Source organism: Streptomyces sp. NPDC088706, from assembly GCF_044752765.1.
Taxonomy (GTDB): domain Bacteria; phylum Actinomycetota; class Actinomycetes; order Streptomycetales; family Streptomycetaceae; genus Streptomyces.
In genome coordinates, this window is record NZ_JBIVLW010000005.1 from 229,864 (window position 1) to 251,343 (window position 21,480).

The window sequence follows — 21,480 nt, forward strand, 5'->3', positions numbered from 1 at the left end:
CCCTCTCCGTCAACAGGACGAACACCATACCCCGAACCTGAGCAAGCGCTTAGGGGATGTCCGTCGACGGTGCCGGGTCAGAGCTTCTGGAAGGGGTCGTGCTCGGCCAGGATCTTCTCCAGCCGGGCCTGGTCGACCCGGCTGACGATCTGCCCGGCCTCCTGCCGGTCCCTGATCACCTTGGCCAGCGTGAAGCAGGACGTGACGAGGTAGAGCACGCCGATGGCGAGGAAGCCGCGCACCCAGGCGTCGGCGTCGAGGAAGAAGATGCCGAGGGCCACCGCGCCCATCGCCACCAGGAAGGAGGCGACGGCCTGGCCGTAGAAGGCGGCGGTGCTCTGCTGCTTGACCGATGTCGTGTCACTCATGGGGCGAGCATCCGCCGACGTGGCGTGCGCCACATCCGTGCCCGTACTCAGGCGCGTACTCAGACACGCGTACGAGCCCGGCCCCCGGTCAGAACGCCGAGACGCCCGTCAGCGCGCGGCCGATGATCAGCTTCTGGATCTGGCTGGTGCCCTCGTAGAGCGTCATCACGCGGGCGTCCCGGAGCAGCTTGCCGACCGGGTACTCGTCGATGTAGCCGTAGCCGCCGAAGACCTGGATGGCGTTGTTGGCGCAGCGGACGGCGGCCTCGGAGGCGTACAGCTTGGCCTGGGAGGCGGCGGTGGCGAACTCCTGGCCCCGGTCGACGAGGTCGGCGACCCGCCAGGTGAGCAGCCGGGCCGCCTCGACGTCCACGGAGATGTCGCTCAGCAGCTCCTGGACGAGCTGGTGGCGGGCGATGACCTTGCCGAACTGCTCGCGCTCACCGGCGTACCGTACGGCCGCGTCCAGGGCGGCCTGTGCGATGCCCACGCAGCCCGCCGCGACCGACATCCTGCCCTTGGCGAGGGCGGACATGGCTATGGAGAAACCCTTGCCCTCGGGTCCCAGCAGGGTGGCGGCGGGCACCCGGACGTCCTGGAGGACGAGTTCGGCGGTGGCCTGGCCGCGCAGGCCGAGCTTGCCGTGGACGGTGCGGCGGGTCAGGCCGGGGGTGTCGGCGGGGACGAGGAAGGCGGAGACACCCCGGTGGCCGGGGGCGTCGGTCGTGCGGGCGAAGAGCAGCACCACATCGGCCCAGGTGCCGTTGGTGATGAACATCTTGGTGCCGTTGATGACGTAGTCACCGCCGTCGCGTACGGCCCTGGTGGCGAGGTTCCCGGCGTCCGAGCCGGTGCCGGGCTCGGTGAGGCCGAAGCAGCCGATCGCCTCGCCCGAGGTGAGTCGCGGCAGCCACTGCCCCTTCTGCTCCTCGCTCCCCCAGGACGCGACGGTCTTGGCGACCAGGCCGAGCGAGACGGAGACGATCCCGCGCACGGAGGAGTCGCCTCGGCCGAGCTCCTCGGTGACCAGGCAGTAGGCGAGGTGGTCGCCGCCGGAGCCGCCGTACTCCTCGGGGACGGTGAGACCGAGGAAGCCGAGCGCGCCGAGCTTCTTCACGATCGACCTGTCGACATTCTCGGCCCGGTCCCATGCGACGACGTGCGGCGTGACCTCACGGGACACGAACTCCTCGGCCAGCCGCCGGACGGCCTCCTGCTCCTGACTGAGCTCCAGGTTCATCGCGCCCCACCCCACCTCTCGCACACCACATTAATTAGCACTGCTAGTTTCTGGTTCGCAGCGCCTACTATGAGCCGCATGGCCCGACCGCGCAAGCCCCTCCTGAGCAGAGACCGCATCGTCGAGGCGGCGAGCGCGCTCGTGGACGCCGAAGGGCTCGACGCCGTCTCCACACGCCGGCTGGCGGCCGTCCTGGGCGTCAGCGGGCCCTCGCTCTACAACCACTTCCGCAACAAGGACGAGATCCTCGACGCGGTCGCCGACGCCGTCTCCGTACAGGTCGATCTGTCGATGTTCGAGGAGTCCGACCCCCGGGACTGGCGCGAGGCGCTGCACGACTGGGCGCTCTCCTACCGGGCCGCCCTCGCCGCCCACCCGCGCGTCGTCCCGGTCCTGGCCCGGGGTCCGGGGCGCCGCCCGGCGGGACTGCGGGTCGCCGACGCGGTGTTCGGGGCGATGGTGGGCGCGGGGTGGCCGCCCTCGCAGGCCACCCGGATCGGGGCGCTGATGCGCTACTTCATCACCGGCTCGGCACTGGGATCCTTCGCCGGGGGGTTCGTCGACGACGAGAGCGCGTACGACCCCGCCGACTACCCGCACCTCGGCCAGGCCCACCTGCTGGCCGACCACCGCCGCCAGGTCGACGAGGGGGCCTTCGAGACCGGACTGCGGGCGCTGCTGGACGGTCTCGCGCTCCAGTACGAGGAGTACGCGCGGCCGGCTGAAGCGGTTCGGCGCCCGCCGAACCATCCTTGACGCGCTCTGGACCCATGAGCCGTTCACCGTGCCCGTCCGCACGTAGCCCCCGTCGCTGACGATCACGACATGCGGGTCCCCGGCCTGCCACCGGCCCGCGGCGCTGGCAGAACAGGCGCTCTGCCCAGTACGGCGCGTCCGAGCGCAGCCATTGGCGACACGTCGAATGCCCGGACCAGGCACCCGCCGTCGAAACGCGGCAGCGCCAGGCCGGCCGACACCGTCCGCAGGCGGCCGACGTCGATCCGGCCGTAGTTCAGGCCTCCGTACGAACCCCCAGGTGAGCGAATCGGTTCGAGAAGCCGTTCGAGACCGTGGCAGCATGTACCGCATGACGACGAACCGAAAGGTCCATGCCGCGTAGACGGCCAGGACACATCCGTGCCGGCGTCCCCGGCAGCCACCGGACCACAGGTGCAAGGCCCGTCATCGACGGCCTGTCCTCACGTGCCCTCTCCGAGATCATCCGTCTTGAGCACACCCGCAACTACCTGCGGCCAGGCGAAGTCAGCACGGCTGTGGGTTTGTGGAGGGACTACGTCCACCAGCCCGAGCGGGATCTGTGGCACGACTACGAGTGGGGCAACGTGCACTGGTACTGCTGCGGTAACCCTCTTGAGGCCCGAGCCCTCCTCGACACCGTGATGCAGGCTCTGTCACCACGAAGCGCCCGCGAACTTCGAAAGATCGTCAACCGGTCAGACGCCGTCTGGAACCTTCCAACCTCGCCCTGCGGCACGGCCGAAGGATGAAGAACAAGCTGAAAGAGCGTTTCGTCCCAGCAGGGGTGTGGGGTAACTCGGGACGCTCGATTCGACTGATCCTGCGTGTGAGGATCCTGTCGCGTGCGGACCGAGAAGGCAGTCGCACGTGTGGCTGTAGATGCCCTGGCCGGCGGCCGGAACGCTGGCGGACGTCTGGACGCTCCGGGCGTCCAGCACGGGGGCTCGAGCAGTCCCCGTCGGGCATCGGACAGGTCACTCGGATATGGCCGCTGGCGAGACATGTTCCGATAGTTCCGCCGGCTGACGCGCGGCCACAGGGCGCAAACCTGAAGCGGGGGGTGCCGCGCCGATTGACGGTCTCCCGCAATTCGGTGGGGGCCGAAACGTTTCGGCCTTACGGTCGTGGCCATGACGACGACCTCGACACCCCCAACCACCTCCGCACCGGCCCGATCCTGGCGCGCCACCGCCGCCGCCTGCACCACCGTGGTCCTGTGGGCCTCCGCCTTCGTCTCCATCCGCAGTGCGGGCGAGGCCTACTCCCCCGGCGCGCTGGCCCTCGGGCGGCTGCTGTCGGGCGTGCTGGTGCTCGGGACGATCCTCCTCGTACGCCGGGAGGGGCTGCCCGGGCGCGGGGCCTGGCGCGGGATCATCACGTCGGGGGTGCTGTGGTTCGGGCTCTACATGGTGGCGCTGAACTGGGGCGAGCAGGAGGTCGACGCCGGGACCGCGGCGATGCTGGTCAACATCGGGCCGATCCTGATGGCGCTGATGGGCACCCGGATGCTCGGCGAGGGGCTGCCGCGCCGGCTGCTGCTGGGGATGGGCATCTCCTTCTCGGGCGCGGTCGTGGTCGGCCTGGCGATGTCCGGGCACGGCAGCTCGTCCGTACTGGGTGTGGCGCTCTGCCTGCTGGCCGCGGTGGTGTACGCGCTGGGCGTGGTGAGCCAGAAGCCGGCGCTCGCGTACGGCTCCTCGCTCCAGATCAACACCTTCGGCTGCCTGATCGGCGCCGTCGCCTGCCTGCCGTTCACCGGGGTGCTGATCTCGGAGGTGGGCGACGCGCCGATGTCCGCCACACTGAACATGGTCTACCTGGGCGTCTTCCCGACCGCGCTGGCCTTCACCACCTGGGGCTACGCGCTGGCCCGGACCACGGCGGGCCGGATGGGCGCCACCACGTACGCGGTCCCGGCGATCGTGGTGCTGATGGCGTGGGTGCTGCTGGACGAGGTGCCGACCCTGCTCGGGGTTCTCGGCGGGCTGCTCTGCCTGGCCGGGGTGGCGGTCTCCCGGAGCCGCCGGCGGCCCGCTCCGGCGACTCCGGCCCCGCCGGTGGTGGGAGACCGCCCGGACGCGGACGCGGAGCAGCGGGGGGCGCGGCGAGCGTGACGTCGTCGCGGTGGCCCGGTGGCCCGATGACGTCCACGTCGCCGGGCCACCGGGACGAGCGTCTAGAAGACCACCAGGGAGCGGCCCCCCTTGCCCGCGATCATGTTGTCGAAGGCGGCGGGAATGGAGTCCAGGGAGATGCGTTCGGTGACCATCATCGACAGGTCGAAGCGGCCCGCGCGGATGAGGTCGGCAAGGGCGGGCAGGTCGCGGGCCGGGTCGCTGTTGCCGTAGACGCAGCCCGTCAGGGACCGGCCCCAGTGGAAGATCTCCAGGGCGTTGAAGGTGACTTCCTGGTCCTTGCCGCCGATCCCGACGACCGTCGTACGGCCGCCGCGCCGGGTGGACTCCCAGGCGGCCCGGATGGTCGCGGGCCGGCCGACGCACTCCACGGCGACGTCCGTGCCCTGGCCGCCGGTGAGCTTGCGGATCTCGCGCGGGGTGGTGGCGGAGGCGATGACGTAGTCGGTCGCCCCGGCCTGCCGGGCCAGCCCCTCCTTGGCCGGGGAGACGTCGACCGCGATGATCCGGGAGGCGCCCGCGATCCGGGCCGCCTGGAGCACGGCGAGGCCGACGCCGCCGATCCCGAACACCACGACGCTCTCGCCGTCGCGGACCCGGGCGCTGTGATGGATCGCCCCGTAGCCGGTCAGGACCGCGCAGCCGAGGAGGGCGGCGTCGGTGAGCGGGATGCCGTCGGGGGCCGGAAGCACGCAGTTGGCGGCGACGACGGTCTCCTCCGCGAAGGCCGCCACGTTGAGGCCGGGGTGGAGGTCGGTTCCGTCCGCCGTACGGGCGTGGATACCGGCGGTCCCCTTGAGGGCGTCGGCGCAGAGCCAGACCTCGCCGATTCCGCAGTGGAAGCAGGCGCCGCAGGAGGGCGCCCAGTTGAGGACCACGCCGTCGCCGGGGGCGACATGGCTCACGCCCTCGCCGACCGCCAGGACCGTTCCTGCGCCCTCGTGGCCGAGGACGGCGGGGACCGGGACACGCATGGTGCCGTTCGTGAGGGACAGGTCGGAGTGGCAGACCCCGGCGGCGGCGAGCGAGACGCGGACCTGGCCGGGGCCGGGCTCCGGCAGGACGATGTCGGTGATCTCCAGCGGAGCTCCGACGGCGGGCAGTACGGCGGCGCGGACCACGAACGGGCTCCCAGGGTTCTTCGGAGGGCTGACTGAGGAGAGGCATAAGAGGGTCAGAACTGGAGCGACTTGGTCTGGAGGTACTCCGCCAGGCCGTGCGGCCCCAGCTCGCGCCCCACACCCGACTGCTTGTAGCCGCCGAAGGGGGCCAGCGGGTTGAACCTCCCGCCGTTGATGTCGACCTGTCCGGTGTCCATCCGGCGGGCGAAGGCCACGGCCTCCTCGTCGTCGGCGGCCCATACGGCGCCCGCGAGCCCGTACACGGTGTCGTTGGCGATCCGGAGGGCGTCGTCCACGTCCTCGTACCGGAGGATCGAGACCACCGGGCCGAAGATCTCCTCCTGGGCGATGGTCATGTCCGGGGTGACGTCGGCGAAGACGGTGGGGCTGACGTAGTAGCCGGTCTCCAGGGGCGCGTCGGGGCCGCCCGCGATCAGCCGGGCGCCCTCCGCCATACCCGTGCGGATGTAACCGCTCACCCGGGCCTGCTGCTTGGCGTTGACGAGCGGGCCTACCCGCTCCCCGGGCGCGTACTTCAGCACGGCGTGGGCCGCGAGCTCCACGGCCTCGTCGTACCGCTCGGCGTCGACCAGCATCCGGGTCCAGGCGCTGCACGTCTGGCCGGAGTTGGTCATCACGTTGGCGATGCCCACGTTGACCGCCTTGGCGAGATCGGCGCCGGGCAGGATCACGTTGGCGGACTTGCCGCCGAGTTCGAGCGCGACGCGCTTGACCGCGGCTCCGGCGGTGGCGCCGATCTGCTTGCCCACGGCGGTCGACCCGGTGAACGAGACCAGGTCGACGTCCTCGTGCTCGGCGAGCGCCTGACCGGCGACCGGGCCGAGGCCGGTGACGAGGTTGAAGACCCCGGCGGGCAGCCCGGCGGCCTCGGTGGCCTCGGCGAAGAGCTGGGCGGTGAGCGGGGTGTCCTCGGCCGGCTTGAGGACGACCGTGCAGCCGGCGGCGAGCGCGGGGGCGACCTTGGCGACGATCTGGTGGAGCGGGTAGTTCCAGGGGGTGATCGCGCCGACGACCCCGACCGGTTCCAGCAGGACGGTGGAGTTGCCGATCTTCTGCTCGAAGGCGTACGAGGCGGCCAGTTCGGCGTACGAGGCGGCGACCAGGACCGGCACGGCGGCGTGGACCATCTGCGAGAGCGGCAGCGGCGAGCCGAGCTCGGCCGTGATCGTCTCGGCCAGCTCGTCCTTGCGCGCCGCCAGCGCGTCGCTCAGGGCGGAGAGCCGGGCGGCGCGCTCGGCGGGCGGGGTGGCGGCCCAGCCGGGGAACGCGGCGCGCGCGGCCCGGACCGCGGCGTCGACGTCCTCGGCCGTGCCTGCCGGTACGTGCGCGATGAGCTGCTCGTCGGCCGGGTTCACGACCGCGATCGTGTCCTGGCCGACGGCGGGCCGCCACGCGCCACCGATGTACATCTGGTCATGGGCCTTCATGGCTGTTTCCTCCCGGACGGGCAGTGCTGACGTGCTCCGCCGACAGCCGCCGTACGAGACGCGGAGCGCCGAAGCCGTGCGGCGGGCGCGGGGCACCGCTCGCACCCGCCCAAACTAGCGCCGTTAGTTTTCCGGCGCCAGGGAGCTCCCGGAGACGCCGGTCACGCCGGGAGGCGTGCGCCCCCGATCCCAGGAGGGGGTCTCAGCGGCGGAGTCGGGTGGGGGCAGGGGCCGGCTCCGGACGTACGGCGGCCCGGGCCGCCCCGCCGCCGCGCAGGCCCAGGCCCGCCGCGGCCAGCAGCAGGACGCCGAGCAGCGCGAACGGGGCCGCCGCCCCCGCCGCCGTACCCGCGATCAGGCCCGCCGCCGCGGGGGCGGCCGCCCGGCCCAGCCGGTTGCCGGTGAGGCGCAGGGCCAGCGTGGTGGACCGGGCCCGGGCGGGGGCGGCCTGGACCACCGTGGTCATCGACAGCGGCTGGCCGACGCCGAGGCAGAATCCGAGGGCGGCCAGCATGACGCCGAGCACCGGGACGGGGACCGGGAGGGCCAGGCCCGCACAGAGCAGGCCGGCCAGCAGGCAGCTGGTGGCGAGCAGGGCCGTCCGGCCGAGGAGCCGCAGCATCGGGGTCATCGCCAGCCGACGGGCGATGGTCGCGGCGGCCCGCAGGCTGAGCAGCAGTCCGACGGTGGCGGGGGCGATCCCCCGGTGCTCGCCGACGACCGGCAGGTAGGCGGTGAGGATGTCCGTGGCGGACAGGACCGCCATGCTGATGAAGATCCCGGCCGGGACGCCCCGCGCGCCGAGGATCGTGGTGACCGGGACCTTGGCGGCAGGCTTCTCGATGGCACGGCCGGAGCCGGGCGTACGCCGGTGCTCGATGCGCCACAACCAGGTGAGCGCGAGGGCGCAGCCCCCCGCCGAGACGAGGAGCGCGAGGGTGCTCGTACGGCCCGGGGCGCCGCTCTCCCCGGAGATCAGCGCACCCGCCGCGATGGGGCCGATCAGCTGGCCGAGCGAGGCGCCGATGGTGAAGTGGCCGAAGTCGCGGTCCTGTTCGGCCGGGGCGGACTGCCGCGCCACGATCGACTGGGCGCCGATCACGAAGCACAGGTGGCCGAGGCCCATCACCCCGCTCCAGGCGGCCATCGCGGGCAGGGAAGCGACGACGCCGCTGAGCGCACAGCCGCCGGAGATCAGCACCACGCCGAGCGGCAGCAGCGGCGCGCACCGGCCGTGGTCGGTGCGGCGGCCGAGCGGGACGGCGGCGAACAGCGGCAGCAGGGCGTAGACCCCGGCGATGACACCGACGGCGCTCTCGTCCGCGCCCAGCGCGAGAGCCCGGTAGGAGACGGCGGGCCGCGCCATCGACACCGCCCCCTGCGCGAAGGCGAAGGCGATGACGAGGCGCGGCAGCCAGCCCCTGCCGGGCCCGGGTCGCGGTGCGGGTGACATCAGAGGATGCCCATCGGTGCGGGTGACATCAGAGGATGCCCATCGGTGCGGGTGACATCAGCGGGCGCCCATCAGATGGTCCCGAAGAGGATGCCCGCCCCGAGCACCACGAGGGAGGTGAGCACGGCCCACTTGACGGTGAACCGGGTGTGGTCCCCGAACTCGACCTTGGCCATGCCGACCAGGACGTAGACGGCGGGGACCAGCGGCGACGACATGTGCAGGGCCTGGCCGGCCAGGGACGCGCGGGCGATCTCCAGCGGGGAGACGCCGTGGGCCGCGCCGGCTTCGGCGAGGACGGGGACGACGCCGAAGTAGAAGCCGTCGTTGGACATGAAGTACGTGAGGGGCAGGCTGAGCAGGCCGGTGACGATGGCCATGTGCGGGCCCATCGCGTCGGGGACGGCGCCGACGACCCAGTCGGCCATGTGCTCGACCATCCCGGTGCCGGTGAGGACACCGGTGAAGACGGCGGCGGCGAAGACCATGCCGGAGACGTTGAGCACGTTGTCGGCGTGGGCGGCGATCCGGGCCCGCTGGTCGGGCATGTGGGGGAAGTTGACGGTGAGCGCGAGGGCGGCGCCGAGGAGGAAGAGCACCGGGATCGGCATCAGCTCCATGATCATCGCCGTGAGCAGGGCGAGGGTCAGACCGGCGTTGAACCAGTACAGCTTGGGCCGCAGGGTGGACCGGTTCGGATCGAGGCCCTTGAACTCCTCCGCGTCGTCCTCCTCCGCCGTGAGTTCCGCGTCGGAGCCTCCCGCACCCGCTCCGGAGCCGCCGGAACCCTTACGGAGACGGTCCCCGCCCGCCCCTCCCGCGCCGGCCGGCACGGTCTCCCGCTCCGGCTCCCGTACCAGCGCCTCGTCCAGCGTGAGGACGCCCAGGCGCCTGCGCTCGCGGCGGCCCAGCACGTACGCCAGCAGGAAGACGGCGAGCAGTCCGACGGCCAGCGCCGGGATCATGGGGACGAAGATCTCGGAGGCGTCCAGCTTGAGCGCGGTCGCGGCGCGGGCGGTGGGGCCGCCCCAGGGTAGGGTGTTCATGACACCGTTCGCCGTCGCCGCCACCCCGGTCATCACGACCAGGCTCATCTTGAGCCGTTTGTAGAGCGGATACATCGCCGAGACGGTGATCATGAACGTGGTGGAGCCGTCGCCGTCCAGCGAGACGATCGCGGCGAGCACCGCCGTACCGACGACGATCCGCATCGGGTCCGCCTTGCAGAACCGCAGGATGCCCCGGACGATCGGGTCGAAGAGGCCGACGTCGATCATCACGCCGAAGTAGACGATGGCGAACATCAGCATGGCGGCGGTCGGCGCCAGGTTGCCGACGCCGTCGATGACGTAGTCGCCGAGGTTCGCCCCCTGCCCGACGGCGACGCAGAAGAGTGCGGGGATCAGTACGAGCGCCGCGATCGGCGACATCTTCTTCGTCATGATCAGGACCAGGAAGGTCGCGATCATGGCGAAGCCGAGGATTGTCAGCATGGGGGATACCTAACGTTCATCCTTGAACTCCCACCGGTCTCGGCGGTCCGGACGACGTTAGGGGTCTCCTCGCAGCGTTAACAAGATGTCGACGCGTGAGCAATACGAGCAAAACCCCAGCTCAGGGCGGTGGTGTTACGGGGTCGGGGTCACCGTCACCGGAATCGCGTTCAGCACGGCGGTGCCGGACAGCGGGTCCAGGAGGGTGCCGTCGAGCAGCTGGTTCACGTTCGCCCCGGGGTGGGCGGCGGCGACCGCCATCCGGGTGCCGGGACGGCTGTGGCCCCAGCCGTGCGGGAGGCTCACCACCCCGCTGCGCACGGTGTCGGTGATCTCGGCGGGGGCCTCGATCCCGCCGCCCGCCGACTCGATCCGGACGGTGACCCCGTCCGCGAGTCCGAGCCGGGCCGCGTCGTCGGGGTGGATCTGGAGGGTGCAGACGTTGGACCCGCCGGTGAGCGGGCCGACGTTGTGCATCCAGCTGTTGTTGGAGCGCAGATGGCGGCGGCCGACGAGGACGAGCGGCGCGGGCCGGTCCCCCAGCGCCCGGCGCAGGCGGGGCAGATCGGCGGCGATCGGGGCGGGGAGCAGTTCGATGCGGCCGGAGCGGGTGCGCAGGATCTCCGGGACGCGGGGCTTCAGCGGGCCGAGGTCGATGCCGTGCGGGTGGGCGAGGAGCCGCTCGAGGGTCAGACCGTACGGGCCGAGCCGAAGCATCAGGTCCAGGCGCCGTTCGGGTCCGCTGCGGCCGGTGAGCTCGTCGGCCAGCTCCTTCGGGGCTCCCGCCTTGGTGATCGCGGTGGAGATGGCCAGGTCGTCGACGGCGGAGGGCGGGGCGCCGTGCATCCCACCGACCGCGAGGATCAGCCGGGCGTGGATCTCGCTCTCGTCCATCCGCCCCTCCTCCAGCGGTACGGGGGCCGGGGTGTAGCGGACCTGGTTGTGCACGGCGAAGGAGTTGAACGCGAAGTCGAAGTGGGCGCTCTGCGAGGGCGGCGGCGGGGGCAGCACGATGTCGGCGTGGCGGGAGGTCTCGTTCAGGTACGGGTCGACGCTGACCATGAAGTCGAGCCGGCCGGCCAGCGCCGCGTCGAGCCGGTCGCCGTCGGGCGCCGAGAGGACGGGGTTGGCGGCGAGGACGACCAGGGCGCGGATGCGGCCCTCGCCCGGGGTCTCGATCTCCTCGGCCAGGGCGGCGGTGGGGAGCTCGCCCTTGGCCTCGGGGTGGCCGGAGACCCGGCTCGCCCAGCGGCCGAGGGTGAATCCCTTGCCGGGCGCGAAGCCCTCACCCGGGATGGCTTCGCGCGGGGCGCGCGCGGTGGCGGAGAGCGGGAAGAGGGCGCCGCCGGGGCGGTCGAGATTGCCGGTGAGGATGTTGAGGACGTCCACGAGCCAGCTGGCGAGGGTCCCGTGCTCGACGGTGCAGCTGCCGATCCGCCCGTAGACGGCGGCGGTGGGGGCGGCGGCCAGCTCCCGGGCGAGGGCGGTGATGGTGGCCGCGTCCACATCGCAGGCGGCGGCCACCGCGCCCGGGGTGAAGTCGGCCAGGGCGGCGGCGAGTTCGTCCGTGCCCTCCAGGTGCCCGGTGAGCGGTCCGGGGTCGGCGAGCTTCTCCTGGAGCAGGACGTGGGCCATCGCGGCGAGCAGCAGGGCGTCGGCTCCCGGCCGGATCGCCACGTGCCGGTCGGCGAGGCGGGCGGTACGGGTGCGGCGCGGATCGATGACGGTGAGGGTGCCACCGCGCCGGCGCAGCGCCCTGAGCCGGCCGGGGAAGTCGGGGGCGGTGCAGAGGCTGCCGTTGGACTCCAGCGGGTTGGCGCCGATCAGGAGAAGGTGGTCGGTGCGGTCGAGGTCCGGTACGGGGATGGCGTTCGCGTCGCCGAAGAGCAGGCCGCTGGAGACGTGCTTGGGCATCTGGTCCAGGGTGCTCGCGGTGAAGATGTTCCGGGTGCGCAGGGCGGCGAGCAGCAGCGGCGGGTAGAGCGCACCGGCCATGGTGTGGACGTTGGGGTTGCCGAGCACCACACCGACGGCCTGCGGGCCGTGGGCTTCGACGAGGGCGGGTACCCGGGCGGCGATCCGGTCGTACGCCTCGTCCCAGCTCGCCTCCCGCAGCTCTCCGTCCGCGCCCCGGACGAGCGGGACGCGCAACCGGTCCGGGTCGGCGTCCAGGCCCCCGAAGGAGGCCCCCTTGGGGCAGATGAAGCCCCGGCTGAAGATGTCGTCGCGGTCGCCGCGCGCACCGGTGACGGTGGTCCCCTCGATGGTGAGGGTGAGGCCGCAGGTGGCTTCGCAGAGGGGGCAGATGCGCGGTGCGGTACGGGAGTCGTGGGACATGGGCCCTCCCCGGGGCGGCGGTGGCGACGCTGATCGGCACGGCGAGCATACCGACCGGTACGCACGGTGGGGAGGTGCCCGCGGCGGGCACTTCGGCGGCGGGCAGGCCGATCACCACCGCACCCGCCCGCCCCCGCCGCCTTCAGCCGGCCGCGCTCAGTCCAGGATCTGCGCGAGGTACGCCCGTACCAGCGTCCGGGTCTCGGCGACGATCGCCGGGTCCCCCGCGGGGTCCGTACGGAAGGCGAGCTGGAGGAGCGCGTCCGCCGCCTCGACGCTCACCAGGATGGCCCGCGGCAGCTCCGGGCCGGGGCTGCGGCCGAGGTGTCCGGCGAGGAGTTCGGTGAGCCGGCCCGCGAGGCGCCGGTTGGCGTCGTCCGCCGCGCCCTCGACGGGCGGCGGCGGCCCGAAGTCGACCAGGGCGAACCCGGGCACGGTCCGCTTCATCGCCAGGTACTCGTCCAGCACCACGTCGATGGCTCCGCGCCAGTCGTCGGCGGGCAGGGAGTCGAGCCGTGCGGTGATGCGCTCGGCGTAGAGGTCGAGGTTGCGCAGCGCGAGGGCGTCGACGAGGGCCCGCTTGTTGGAGAAGAAGCGGTAGACGGAGCCGATGGGCACCTCGGCGCGCAGGGCGACGTCACGGGTGGAGAGCTGCTCGTAACCGGTCTCGTCGAGCAGTCCGGCGCAGGCGTCGAGTATCCGGGCGAGCCGGTCGGCGCTGCGCTGCTGCACGGGCGCGCGGCGGAGGTTCGGGTTCGGGTGGGGCACGGGCTCCATGATGCCGTGACCCTCCCTGGAGCCGCTCCGGCAGGCCCCCGGGGCGCTCCCTGAAGCCGCTCCGGCAGGCCCCCGGGGCGCTCCCTGAAGCCGCTCCGGCAGGCCCCCGGGGCGCTCCCTGGAGCCGCTCCGGCAGGCCCCCGGGGCGCTCCCTGGAGCCGCTCCGGCAGGCCCCCGGGGTGCTCGGGCGCCCGCCGGACCCCGGGCCGGGCGCCCGCACACCCCCCGAATGGCGCGATCCATGCCGTTGACGCGCCCGCCTCCTATTCCTACGGTGTCCCATAGGATTCGTTGTCCGGCGGATCCAAGGGCTTCATGGGCACCGGGAGTGCGGGATGAGCGGCATCGAGCAGGCGAGGAAGACGGCGGAGGCGCTGACGTACTCCTCCGGTTTCGGCAACGAGCACAGCTCGGAGGCGGTTGCGGGGGCGCTGCCGCACGGTCGCAATTCACCCCAGCGCGCCCCCCTCGGGCTCTACGCGGAGCAGCTGAGCGGCTCCGCCTTCACCGAGCCCCGCGCGGACAACCGCCGCTCCTGGCTCTACCGCATCCGCCCCTCCGCCGCGCACCCGGCCTTCACCCGGACCGACAACGGCGGCCTGCGCACGGCGCCCTTCACCGAGAGCGTGCCGGACCCCAACCGGCTCCGCTGGAACCCGCTCCCCGCCCCCGCGCCCGGCACGGACTTCCTCGGCGGGCTGTGGACCCTGGGCGGCAACGGTGACGCCACCCGGCGCACCGGCATGGCGGTGCACCTCTATCACGCCAACTCCTCCATGACCGACCGGGTGTTCAGCGACTCCGACGGTGAACTGCTCATCGTCCCGGAGCGCGGCGGCCTGCTGCTCCGCACCGAACTGGGACTGCTGCGCGCCGAACCGGGCCAGGTCGCGCTGATCCCGCGCGGCGTCCGCTTCAGGGTGGAGCTGCTGGAGGAGACCGCACGCGGGTACGTCTGCGAGAACTACGGCCGCCCGTTCGTGCTCCCGGACCTCGGACCGATCGGCGCCAACGGGCTCGCGCACGCCCGGGACTTCCTGGCCCCCGTCGCGGCGTACGAGGATGACGACCGGCCGGTGGAGGTGGTCAACAAGTTCTGCGGGAACCTCTGGAGCGCCACGTACGACCACTCCCCGCTCGACGTCGTCGCCTGGTACGGCACCCACACCCCGTACGTCTACGACCTGCGCCGGTTCAACGTCATCGGCTCGATCAGCTACGACCACCCCGACCCCTCGATCTTCACGGTGCTGACCTCACCGTCCGACACCCCCGGCCTGGCCGGGGTCGACTTCGTCGTCTTCGCCCCGCGCTGGCTGGTCGGCGAGGACACCTTCCGGCCGCCGTACTTCCACCGGAACGTGATGAGCGAGTACATGGGGCTGATCGAGGGCGCCTACGACGCGAAGGCCGGCGGCTTCGTCCCCGGCGGCGGCTCGCTGCACAACATGATGTCGGCCCACGGACCGGACCGCGAGACCTTCGACCGGGCGAGCGCGGCGGAGCTGAAGCCGCAGAAGATCGACGACGGCCTGGCGTTCATGTTCGAGACCCGCTGGCCCATCGTCTCGACCCCGCAGGCGGCCGGCGCCGACCACCTGCAGCGCGGCTACGACGACGTGTGGCAGGGTCTGAGCCGCAACTTCCGGCCGTAGAGACGGGCCAGGCGGCCGGAGGAGCCCGGAGGACGGGACGGGGACGACGTGACAGAGAGCCATGAGACGACGACCGGGGCGGGGACGCGCGAGGACACGGGGGCCGGGGTGAACCCGGTGGGCCGGCCGCACCCGCAGGCCTTCGCCCCCGACTCGCTCGTCCTCAACCGGAAGCTGCCCCTCTGGTACCAGGTCTCCCAGTCGCTGCGGGCCTCCATACTCGGCCGCCCGCAGGACGCCTCCCCCCGGCTGCCCACCGAGGAGCAGCTCGCCGCGCACTACGGGGTCAGCGTGCTCACGATGCGCCAGGCGCTCAAGGAGCTGGAGACGGAGGGGCTGATCAGCAGGCACCGGCGGCGCGGCACGTTCATCGAGCCGCGCGCCCGGCGGGTCTCCCCGGTCCGGCTGCTGGGCTCGGTCGACGCGATCGTCGCCCAGCAGTCCGGCGAGGCGACGACGGTTCTCGGCCACGGGACGGTGCCGGTACCGGGCGATCTCGCGGAGTTCTTCCCGCACTGCGGCGAGGTGGTCAGCTACCGGCGGCTGCGCCGCGACGGCGAGAGCGACGAGCCGACCAACTGGGCGGAGAACGCGGTACGCCCCGACGTCGCCGCCCGGATCGACGTGTCCGACCTCGAACGCTGGCCGATGACCAAGGTGCTGCGCGATGTCGTCGGGGTCAGGATCTCCCGGATCACCGACACGGTGGAGGCCCGGCTCGCCGACCCGGTCACCGCCGAGCTCCTCCAGGTCCCGCTGCTCAGCCCGATCCTGCACTACACGGGCGTGACGTACGACGAGGAGGGACACGTCGTGGATGTGGCCCGCATCCGCTACCGGGGCGACCGGTTCTCGTTCTCCGTGACGGTGGAGGCCCACTGACCCCCACCCCGGGCGCACGCCCCCGCCGTTACGATGCGAACGGGTCACGGCGGGCAGGGCCGGACGGGATCGGCGGACTGGGGAGGACGGCTCGGTGGCAGCGCGCAGGACGGCGGCGGCGGCCGGATCGGGCGAGGACGCGGGGTGCGTACCGCTGGACGAGCTGATGCCGTGGTCGGTGCGGCCGCTGAGAACCGGCCGCTCCTGGGTGAGCGGCCCCGACCCCGCCGCGCTCCGGGCCCGCTGGGAGCAGCTGGCCGCCGCCGGGGGTGCCGAGCAGGACCGGCTGTTCCGCCCGAGCCGCTCCCGTACGCCACGGACCCCGGTCGCCGCGCTGCCCGGTCGGTCCACCAGCACCGGCCGCTTCGCCCGCGAACCGGGCGGCTGCCCCGACCCCGTACGGATCCTGCACGGCCCGTTCGACGAGCAGTGGCTGCTGCCGGACCACCGGCTGATCGACGCGGCCCGCCCGGAGCTGTGGCGGGTCGGCGACGAGCGGCAGCTGTTCGCGGTCGAACACGGTTACGTGCCCCAGGCCGCTCCCGGGCCCGCCCTGTCGGTGACCCACCTGCTCCCCGACGGGCACTCCCCCGCCGGGCGGCCCGGCCGGATCAGGCCGCTGTACCGGCGGCCCGGCGCCACCGACCCCAACCTGGCACCGGGGCTGCTGGACGTGGTGCGTGCGCGGCTGGGACCGGAGGCGGCCGACCCCGAGTCCGTACTGGCCTGGATCCTGGCCGCCGCCCGGCCCGCCCCGTCCGGCTGCCGGGTCCCGCTGCCCGCCGACGCCGAGGTGTGGGCGGCCGGGGTGGAGCTGGGCCGGGAGCTGCTGCGGGTCCAGCTGCGCGGGGCCCGGGGCGGGGAACGCCCCCGGCTGCCAGGCGGGCGCAGGCCCTATGTGCGGGCGGCGCTCCCGGCCCGGCCGAGCGGGATCGGGTACGACGCGGAGGCCGAGGCCTTGGTCATCGGCGGCGGCCGGATCTCGCCGGTGCCGGCGGGGGCCTGGGCGTTCACGGTGAGCGGGGTACGGGTGCTGGAGCTCTGGTGCGGGCGCCGGGCGGCGGCAGCGGTGGGCGCGGTGCCCGAGGGCGCGGACGCGGACGGGCTCGAAGCGGTCGGCGCGCGCGGGTGGACCCGGGAGTGGACCTCGGAGCTGCTGGAGCTCATCTCCGTACTGGCCCTCCTGGACGGGCTGCGGCCCCGGCAGGAGGCACTGGGGGCCCGGCTGGAGCGGGCGTCCCTGATCACCCGCGAGGAACTGCGGGCGGCGGGGGTGCTGCCGGTCCCGGCCTCCGTACGGCGGCCCGCCTCGGTCCTCGGCCACCAGGAGGAGGGGCCGGAGGGGCAGTTCGCGCTGCTGTGAGGGGCGGCGGGTCCTGGCGTGCGGGGCGGAGGTGGCGAAGAGGCCGGTCGGCAGGGTAAGCACGGGCCATGAGTACTCAGCCACTCCCCCTCGACGGCATCACCGTGGTGGCCGTCGAGCAGGCGGTCGCCGCCCCCTTCGCCACCCGTCAGCTCGCCGACCTCGGGGCCCGGGTCATCAAGGTGGAGCGCCCGGACGGCGGCGACTTCGCGCGCGGGTACGACACGGCGGCCCGCGGTCTCGCCTCGCACTTCGTCTGGTGCAACCGGGGCAAGGAGTCCCTGGCGGTCGACCTGAAGGACCCACGCGGGCTGGCCGTGGTGCGTGAACTCGTCGCCGGGGCCGATGTGTTCGTGCAGAACCTGGCCCAGGGTGCGGCGGCCCGGCTCGGGCTGGACGCCGCCACGCTCTGCGCGGCGCACCCGCGGCTGGTGGCCGTGGACATCTCCGGTTACGGGGAGAGCGGACCGTACGCGCACAAGCGAGCCTACGACATGCTCGTGCAGTGCGAGGCGGGCCTGGTCTCCGTCACCGGGACGGCTGAGCAGCCGGTGAAGGCGGGCATTCCGGCGGCGGACGTAGCGGCGGCCATGTACGCCTTCTCCGGGGTGCTGGCAGCGCTGCTGCGGCGGGGGACGACCGGGCGGGGCGGGCCGGTGGAGGTCTCCATGCTGGACGCGCTGGCCGAGTGGATGGGGCACCCGCTGCACCAGGGGATGCACGGGGCCCCTCCCTCGCCGCGCACAGGGCTCGCGCACTCGGTGATCGCGCCGTACGACGCCTACGGCACGGCCGACGGCGAACAGGTGCTGCTCTCCGTGCAGAACGACCGGGAGTGGCGGCGGCTCGCCGAACAGGTGCTCGGGCGACCCGAGTTGGCCGGTGACCCGGACTTCGTGACGAACACCGCGCGCACCGCCAACCGGCGGCGGACCGACGAGGTGGTGGGACGAGCGCTGGCGCGGCTGACGGGCCAGGAGGCGCTGGACGCGCTCGACGCGGCAGGAATCGCGTGCGCCCGGCTGAACACGGTGGCCGACGTGGCGGCGCACCCGCAGCTCGCGGCGCGGGACCGGTGGCGGGAAGTGGAGTCACCGGCCGGGCCGTTGCGGGCGCTGCTGCCGCCGATCACGCTGCCGGGCGGCCCGGAGCCCCGGATGGGTGCCGTACCGGCGCTGGGTGAGCACACCGATGTGCTGCTGCGAGCCCTGGGGATGACGGACGAGCAGACAGCGGTGCTGCGCCGGGACGGGGTGATCGCCTGAGCCGCCCCGAGCGGTGGGCCGGCCCGTGCTGGTCGATGTGACTCGGTCGGTGGCGGCTGCCTCAGTGGTGCCTCAGTGGCGGCTGCCGAAGAGCGAGCGCCGCAGTCGCCGCAGCGGGGCGAAGAGCGACACGCGGGCGCTCCTGCTCCGGCGGGTGTGCGCGGCATCACGTGAGGTCAGCTCGCGCATCAGCAGCGTCGCTTCCGCCGACTCGCGCCGCGGGACCACAGGGCCGCCGAGCACCGCGAGATGGCGGTCGAGGCGCGTACTGGTCGCACCGCTTCCGCATGTGATGGCAGGCACCCGCGGCCTGCTCCGCACCGTTATCTGTTCCATGTCACTCCCCACCCGTACGAGGGCACCCGGTCCGGGCAGGTTAACCCTATCGCCCCACGGTGACACACGGGTATCCCGCCCGCAGGACCAGCACACCTATACGGAGGTTGACGACCAGTTACCGAATCCACCCGATTCCGGGTCGGGTTCGGACAGTTCGGATGGGTCTTCCGGCTGTGCGGGAGGTCCCGGCGGCCGGGACCTCCCGTACAGGGGGACGGGCTGCGGCGTAACTCGCCTGTCAGGCGGCGGACTTGAAGACGGGCAGATAGCCGCCCGACTGTCCGGCGGCGGTGGGGTGGTAGGACTCACCGATACTGAGCCAGTTCACGCTGTGCAACCAGGAGTTGCTTGAGCAGATCTCGTGTCCGGTGAAGGTCGTCCTGACGTCACCGAAGGTGTAACCGTGGTCGGCGGCGCGCTTGGCGGTGGCGGCGTTCAGGTGGTCGGAGGCGCCGTTGATGGCGGAGCGCTCCTTCTCGCTGAGTCCGGCCACACAGCCGCCGCCGAGCTGGTAGAAGCGGGGGTAGCCGAGGACGACGACCCGGGCGGCGGGGGCCTTGGCCTTGATGGCGGAGTACACGGAGTCGAGCCGGCCGGGCAGGGTCGAGTCGACGTAGGCGCGGGCGGTGGCGATGCGGCTGAGGCAGGTCGACTCGGACTGCAGGACACAGGTCGTCATGACATCGGCGAAGCCCGCGTCGTTGCCGCCGATGGAGATCGAGACGAGGTCGGTGGAGGCGTTCACCTGTCCGAGCTGACCGGCCGTGACGTCGTTGGTCCGGGCGCCGGAGCAGGCGGCGAAGTGGAACGAGGCGGGGGAGTTGGCGGCGGCCCAGAGGGCGGGGTAGGCGCGGCTGCTGCGCTTGCAGCTGGAGCCGTCGTAGCTGCCGGCTCCGACGCCGGAGGAGTACGAGTCGCCGAGGGCGACGTAGTCGACGGCCTCGACGGAGGCGTCGGCGTTCGCGATCCCCGCACCGGTCAGGGCGAGGGCGGCACCGAGCAGGAGCGAGGACGAGAACGCCACGAGTCTGGACATGTTCATGGGACCTCCAGGAGCAGGGGGTATCTGCCTACTCCGTAGTAGCAGCGCACTCGGCCGCCTGGAAGTGTTCATGCCAAAAATAAGTGGCGAGTGCTTCCGCCCGCCCCCTGGAGTTCAACGCGCGTGCCTTGACCAGCCGGTGTCGTCGCGTCACCTGGAGCACGTACGGTGTCGGCGCGGCCGGACCGCCGTACGTCGGCCGGGCCGACGAAACCTGGTGCGCGGGGTGGTCCCGTGCCGGATCATGGGCGCCATGTCTGCCAACCCCGAGTCCGCTCTGCCGATCCGGCTCACCGTCGACGACAGCGATTCCCCCTCGGACGTCGTCGACGCGCTCTTCCTCGGCCGTTTCGCGACGGGCGAGCAGCCGTACTCCCACAGCTCCTCCCTCGACCGGGTCAGAGCCGGGGCGACCCTGCTGCCCCCGCACTCCTCCGTGCTGCGGGCCACTCGTGACGACGACCGCAGTGCCACACTGGCCGAGGGCGACGGCTGGACGCTGCTGATCTCCCGGTGGAACCGGGGCGCGGACGTCACGGTCACCGCGACCAGCGCCGAACTGGCGGAGAAGGTCCTCGGGCAGGCGACCGACGGCGCGAGGGACGAACCGGAGCCGCAGCCCGACAACGTGACCATGGGCTTCTGGTACGTCTCCCCGCGCCGCGGCCCGTACCGCACCACGCGGCGGATCGCCGCCGGCAGCTGGGACGAGGTCCGCCCCAACTACACCGCCCCGGTGGCCGGTGCCATGGACCGGCTGATGAAGGTGACCCCGGACGACATCGCCGGCCGGCTGCTCCTGCTGCACGGGCCGCCCGGCACCGGCAAGACGTCCGCGCTGCGCACCCTGGCCCGCTCCTGGCGCGACTGGTGCCAGGTCGACTGCGTGCTGGACCCGGAGCGGCTCTTCAACGACGTCGGCTATCTGATGGACATCGCGATCGGCGAGGACGACGGCACGGCGAAGGGCCGGTGGCGGCTGCTGCTGCTGGAGGACTGCGACGAGCTGATCCGGGGCGAGGCCAAGCACACCGCGGGCCAGGCCCTGTCCCGGCTGCTGAACCTGACGGACGGTCTGCTCGGCCAGGGCCGGAACGTGCTGGTGGGGGTCACCACCAACGAGGACCTGGAGCGGCTGCATCCGGCGGTCGTCCGGCCGGGACGCTGCCTGGCCCGGATCGAGGTGGGCCCGCTGACCCGGCGGGAGTCGGTGGCCTGGCTGGGCACGGAGGAGGGCGTGAGCCGGGAGGGCAGCTCGCTCGCGGAGCTGTACGCGCTGCGCCGGGGCATCGGCCCCGCGTCGGTGCCGAAGCAGGACGCGGGGGCGGACGCGGGGCTGTATTTGTAGCCGGTGTGCGCGTGGAGCCGAGGGCTTGGGTATCGGCGGGGGCGGGTGGTGGGTGGCCGGTTTAGACCCGTCCCGTCCCGTCAGCGCGCATACGCGGCCCGGACCGCGTCCTGGGCGAGCGACAGCGCCCGGTCGCGGGGCAGCCCGAGCCGCTGGGCGGCCTCCGCATAGCTCTGCGCGGCGGCGGCCGCCTTCTGCTCGGCCGCTCCCCCGGCGGCCGCGACGAAGGTCCCGTTGCGCCCCCGGGTCTCGATCACGCCGTCGGCCTCCAGCGCGCGGTACGCCTTGGCCACGGTGTTGGCCGCGAGGCCCAGCTCCTCGGCGAAGCCGCGTACGGTCGGAAGCCGGTGGCCGACCGGGAGCGCGCCGGAGCGGGCCAGTTCGGAGAGCTGGGTGCGCAGTTGCTCGTACGGGGCGATGCCGGAGTCCGGGTCCAGGACGATCTTCTCAGTCAC

At 72.9% G+C, this 21,480-nt stretch carries 18 protein-coding genes; 7 read left to right on the forward strand and 11 right to left on the reverse strand.

The features are described from left to right. Window positions 1-77 precede the first annotated feature (77 nt). Window positions 78-368: a YiaA/YiaB family inner membrane protein gene (locus ACIQAK_RS16180; RefSeq protein WP_015607581.1), complete on the reverse strand. Its 291-nt coding sequence runs from the start codon at window positions 366-368 to the stop codon at window positions 78-80. Window positions 369-456: 88 nt separating this feature from the next. After that, complete coding sequence (locus ACIQAK_RS16185) at window positions 457-1,608, reverse strand: acyl-CoA dehydrogenase family protein (RefSeq protein WP_366389708.1); 1,152 nt, start codon at window positions 1,606-1,608, stop codon at window positions 457-459. A 78-nt stretch (window positions 1,609-1,686) separates the two neighbouring features. Here ACIQAK_RS16185 and ACIQAK_RS16190 point away from each other — a divergent pair, with 78 nt between their 5' ends. Together ACIQAK_RS16190 and ACIQAK_RS16195 are read left to right on the forward strand one after the other, a co-directional pair. Further along, complete coding sequence (locus tag ACIQAK_RS16190) at window positions 1,687-2,364, forward strand: TetR/AcrR family transcriptional regulator C-terminal domain-containing protein (RefSeq protein ID WP_366389707.1); 678 nt, start codon at window positions 1,687-1,689, stop codon at window positions 2,362-2,364. Between the two features lie 1,133 nt (window positions 2,365-3,497). After that, window positions 3,498-4,481, forward strand: coding sequence for a DMT family transporter (locus ACIQAK_RS16195; RefSeq protein WP_366389706.1), 984 nt, complete (start codon window positions 3,498-3,500; stop codon window positions 4,479-4,481). Between the two features lie 62 nt (window positions 4,482-4,543). Here the strand turns inward: ACIQAK_RS16195 and ACIQAK_RS16200 are convergent, their stop codons facing one another. The 6 genes from ACIQAK_RS16200 to ACIQAK_RS16225 all read right to left on the reverse strand — a co-directional run bounded on the left by ACIQAK_RS16200 (window position 4,544) and on the right by ACIQAK_RS16225 (window position 13,131). Further along, on the reverse strand, window positions 4,544-5,623 hold the full coding sequence (locus ACIQAK_RS16200) for a Zn-dependent alcohol dehydrogenase (protein WP_366389705.1): 1,080 nt from the start codon (window positions 5,621-5,623) through the stop codon (window positions 4,544-4,546). A 53-nt stretch (window positions 5,624-5,676) separates the two neighbouring features. Continuing rightward, the gene (locus tag ACIQAK_RS16205) at window positions 5,677-7,071 is read right to left on the reverse strand and encodes an aldehyde dehydrogenase family protein (protein ID WP_366389704.1); all 1,395 of its coding nucleotides are present in this window, start codon (window positions 7,069-7,071) and stop codon (window positions 5,677-5,679) included. Between the two features lie 202 nt (window positions 7,072-7,273). Then, a complete protein-coding gene (locus ACIQAK_RS16210) occupies window positions 7,274-8,524 on the reverse strand; it encodes an MFS transporter (RefSeq protein ID WP_366389703.1) in 1,251 nt (416 codons plus the stop codon). Between the two features lie 71 nt (window positions 8,525-8,595). Then, window positions 8,596-10,017 (reverse strand): citrate:proton symporter, encoded by a 1,422-nt coding sequence (locus ACIQAK_RS16215; protein WP_366389702.1) that lies wholly within the window; start codon window positions 10,015-10,017, stop codon window positions 8,596-8,598. 135 nt (window positions 10,018-10,152) lie between these two features. Beyond that, window positions 10,153-12,354 carry a molybdopterin-dependent oxidoreductase gene (locus ACIQAK_RS16220; protein ID WP_366389701.1) on the reverse strand — a complete coding sequence of 734 codons (2,202 nt, stop codon included), beginning with the start codon at window positions 12,352-12,354 and terminating at the stop codon, window positions 10,153-10,155. 156 nt (window positions 12,355-12,510) lie between these two features. Then, window positions 12,511-13,131 (reverse strand): TetR/AcrR family transcriptional regulator, encoded by a 621-nt coding sequence (locus ACIQAK_RS16225; RefSeq protein ID WP_366389700.1) that lies wholly within the window; start codon window positions 13,129-13,131, stop codon window positions 12,511-12,513. Between the two features lie 335 nt (window positions 13,132-13,466). Here ACIQAK_RS16225 and hmgA point away from each other — a divergent pair, with 335 nt between their 5' ends. From hmgA to ACIQAK_RS16245, 4 genes are all read left to right on the forward strand, one after another. Next, window positions 13,467-14,786 (forward strand): homogentisate 1,2-dioxygenase, encoded by a 1,320-nt coding sequence (gene hmgA / locus ACIQAK_RS16230; RefSeq protein ID WP_366389699.1) that lies wholly within the window; start codon window positions 13,467-13,469, stop codon window positions 14,784-14,786. A gap of 48 nt (window positions 14,787-14,834) precedes the next feature. Further along, window positions 14,835-15,668, forward strand: coding sequence for a GntR family transcriptional regulator (locus tag ACIQAK_RS16235; RefSeq protein WP_401848173.1), 834 nt, complete (start codon window positions 14,835-14,837; stop codon window positions 15,666-15,668). A gap of 94 nt (window positions 15,669-15,762) precedes the next feature. Further along, complete coding sequence (locus tag ACIQAK_RS16240; protein WP_366389698.1) at window positions 15,763-17,031, forward strand: type ISP restriction/modification enzyme; 1,269 nt, start codon at window positions 15,763-15,765, stop codon at window positions 17,029-17,031. Between the two features lie 68 nt (window positions 17,032-17,099). Next, window positions 17,100-18,296 carry a CaiB/BaiF CoA-transferase family protein gene (locus ACIQAK_RS16245; RefSeq protein WP_366389697.1) on the forward strand — a complete coding sequence of 399 codons (1,197 nt, stop codon included), beginning with the start codon at window positions 17,100-17,102 and terminating at the stop codon, window positions 18,294-18,296. A 72-nt stretch (window positions 18,297-18,368) separates the two neighbouring features. Here ACIQAK_RS16245 and ACIQAK_RS16250 read toward each other — a convergent pair whose 3' ends face one another. Together ACIQAK_RS16250 and ACIQAK_RS16255 are read right to left on the reverse strand one after the other, a co-directional pair. Next, window positions 18,369-18,632 carry a hypothetical protein gene (locus ACIQAK_RS16250; protein ID WP_366389696.1) on the reverse strand — a complete coding sequence of 88 codons (264 nt, stop codon included), beginning with the start codon at window positions 18,630-18,632 and terminating at the stop codon, window positions 18,369-18,371. Window positions 18,633-18,873: 241 nt separating this feature from the next. Further along, complete coding sequence (locus ACIQAK_RS16255; RefSeq protein WP_366389695.1) at window positions 18,874-19,677, reverse strand: SGNH/GDSL hydrolase family protein; 804 nt, start codon at window positions 19,675-19,677, stop codon at window positions 18,874-18,876. Window positions 19,678-19,930: 253 nt separating this feature from the next. On the opposite strand from ACIQAK_RS16255, the gene ACIQAK_RS16260 reads away from it, so the two are divergent. After that, window positions 19,931-21,025, forward strand: coding sequence for a DUF5925 domain-containing protein (locus ACIQAK_RS16260; protein WP_366389694.1), 1,095 nt, complete (start codon window positions 19,931-19,933; stop codon window positions 21,023-21,025). 80 nt (window positions 21,026-21,105) lie between these two features. On the opposite strand, the gene ACIQAK_RS16265 is transcribed toward ACIQAK_RS16260, so the two are convergent. Beyond that, window positions 21,106-21,480 (reverse strand): GntR family transcriptional regulator, encoded by a 375-nt coding sequence (locus ACIQAK_RS16265; protein WP_366389693.1) that lies wholly within the window; start codon window positions 21,478-21,480, stop codon window positions 21,106-21,108.

What these genes read in the sequence shown, in the direction of transcription:
- ACIQAK_RS16185 (WP_366389708.1), bottom strand. Translation starts at nt 1,608, where the DNA reads ATGAACCTGGAGCTCAGTCAGGAGCAGGAGGCCGTCCGGCGGCTGGCC.
- ACIQAK_RS16205 (WP_366389704.1), bottom strand. Translation starts at nt 7,071, where the DNA reads ATGAAGGCCCATGACCAGATGTACATCGGTGGCGCGTGGCGGCCCGCC.
- ACIQAK_RS16215 (WP_366389702.1), bottom strand. Translation starts at nt 10,017, where the DNA reads ATGCTGACAATCCTCGGCTTCGCCATGATCGCGACCTTCCTGGTCCTG.
- ACIQAK_RS16180 (WP_015607581.1), bottom strand. Translation starts at nt 368, where the DNA reads ATGAGTGACACGACATCGGTCAAGCAGCAGAGCACCGCCGCCTTCTAC.
- ACIQAK_RS16250 (WP_366389696.1), bottom strand. Translation starts at nt 18,632, where the DNA reads ATGGAACAGATAACGGTGCGGAGCAGGCCGCGGGTGCCTGCCATCACA.
- hmgA (WP_366389699.1), top strand. Translation starts at nt 13,467, where the DNA reads ATGAGCGGCATCGAGCAGGCGAGGAAGACGGCGGAGGCGCTGACGTAC.
- ACIQAK_RS16220 (WP_366389701.1), bottom strand. Translation starts at nt 12,354, where the DNA reads ATGTCCCACGACTCCCGTACCGCACCGCGCATCTGCCCCCTCTGCGAA.
- ACIQAK_RS16210 (WP_366389703.1), bottom strand. Translation starts at nt 8,524, where the DNA reads ATGTCACCCGCACCGCGACCCGGGCCCGGCAGGGGCTGGCTGCCGCGC.
- ACIQAK_RS16225 (WP_366389700.1), bottom strand. Translation starts at nt 13,131, where the DNA reads ATGGAGCCCGTGCCCCACCCGAACCCGAACCTCCGCCGCGCGCCCGTG.
- ACIQAK_RS16260 (WP_366389694.1), top strand. Translation starts at nt 19,931, where the DNA reads ATGTCTGCCAACCCCGAGTCCGCTCTGCCGATCCGGCTCACCGTCGAC.
- ACIQAK_RS16190 (WP_366389707.1), top strand. Translation starts at nt 1,687, where the DNA reads ATGGCCCGACCGCGCAAGCCCCTCCTGAGCAGAGACCGCATCGTCGAG.
- ACIQAK_RS16195 (WP_366389706.1), top strand. Translation starts at nt 3,498, where the DNA reads ATGACGACGACCTCGACACCCCCAACCACCTCCGCACCGGCCCGATCC.
- ACIQAK_RS16245 (WP_366389697.1), top strand. Translation starts at nt 17,100, where the DNA reads ATGAGTACTCAGCCACTCCCCCTCGACGGCATCACCGTGGTGGCCGTC.
- ACIQAK_RS16255 (WP_366389695.1), bottom strand. Translation starts at nt 19,677, where the DNA reads ATGAACATGTCCAGACTCGTGGCGTTCTCGTCCTCGCTCCTGCTCGGT.